The organism is Pseudomonadota bacterium, assembly GCA_023229365.1.
In the GTDB taxonomy this organism is placed as follows: domain Bacteria; phylum Myxococcota_A; class Polyangia; order JAAYKL01; family JAAYKL01; genus JALNZK01.
Genome location: JALNZK010000067.1, coordinates 1 through 1,217, shown reverse-complemented (window position 1 = coordinate 1,217; position 1,217 = coordinate 1). Strand labels below are relative to the sequence as shown.

General features: G+C 67.1%; 2 protein-coding genes. One reads left to right on the top strand and one right to left on the bottom strand.

Going from position 1 to position 1,217, the window contains the following annotated elements; genetic code table 11:
• On the bottom strand, nucleotides 1-148 hold a 148-nt coding region (locus M0R80_20885), incomplete at its 3' end, for a hypothetical protein (protein ID MCK9462090.1).
• Between the two features lie 203 nt (nucleotides 149-351).
• Here M0R80_20885 and M0R80_20880 point away from each other — a divergent pair.
• Entirely contained in the window at nucleotides 352-1,107 is a 756-nt protein-coding gene (locus M0R80_20880) for a fibro-slime domain-containing protein (protein ID MCK9462089.1), read from the top strand.
• Nucleotides 1,108-1,217 lie beyond the last annotated feature (110 nt).

Genomic DNA, 1,217 nt, shown 5'->3' with positions numbered 1-1,217 from the left:
CCTCGTAGAGGTCGTGCTTCCTCACGGAGTACTCGTCCACCGCCTGGCTGTACTCGAGGTGCTCGGCGAACGACTTCTTGATCGCCTCGACGTCGGACGGCAGATCGTTCGCCGTGAACTCGGACCAGTTCTCCCGTCTCTCCGTCATCGCTCCCTCCCGCGCGGCCGCCCCATACCCCGGTTATATCCCGAGTGCGCGCCGCGAACAACGCGGGCCTGTCGGGCCTGTCGGGTGTTGCGTGGCGGGACGAGGGGTGTTCGAGCGGGAGGGGCGCCGGATTCCCTTGAAAGCGCACGCGGCCCTGATCCCGCCGTGATAGAGTCCATGATCAGCAAAACGGGGGTGCCGACATGACCATGAAGTGGAGCGGGATGGCGCTGGCGCTGGCGGCGGCGACGCTCGCCGGGTGCGACGGAGGCGGTGCGCCCGGCGGCGCGGGGACGGACACCGACGCCGACGGCGACTCCGATTCCGATTCGGACTCCGATTCCGACATCGACACGGACTCCGACTCGGACTCCGACTCGGACTCGGACGGCGGCACGGACACCGACGACGAATGTGAGAGCGTGGTCGAGGTCACGTATCACGACTTCGCGGACGAGCACCCCGACTTCGGCTGTCACATGTCCGGCGCGGGGATCACCTACGGCCTGGTGCTCGACACCCTCGACGCCGACCGCAAGCCCCAGTACAACCCGGACATCCCCGCCGTCACCGGCGGCTCCAACCCGATGATCACGTCGGCGGAGACGTTCGCCCAGTGGTTCCACGGCGTCGACGGGGACGAGAGCACGGACTACGTCGTCGTGCCCGGCGAGGGCTCCTTCACCTCGGAGATCCACTCGGAGTTCGTCTACGAGGAGGGGCAGGTGTTCACGTTCTCCGGAGACGACGACGTGTGGATCTTCATCGACGGGACGCTCGCGGTCGACGTCGGCGGGCTCCACACCGAGGAGTCCGGCTCGGTCGACCTCGATACGCTCGGCCTCACGCCCGGCGAGACCTACAACATCGACATGTTCCACGCGGAGCGCTGCTACCCCGTGAGCGTCTTCAAGCTCCAGACCTCGATCGACTGCTTCACGCCGGTCGTCGTCGAGTGAGAGGTGCGGCCCGCGAGCCTCCCCCCCTCCGGCAAGCGGTGAGCAGCCGATTTGACTGATCAGGATGCTTCCCCCTCGCCATTTACTGGAGAGGGGGACCGAGGGGGTGA

Excerpts from the sequence above, each read along its gene's own strand:
- M0R80_20880 (MCK9462089.1), top strand. The coding sequence starts at position 352 with ATGACCATGAAGTGGAGCGGGATGGCGCTGGCGCTGGCGGCGGCGACG.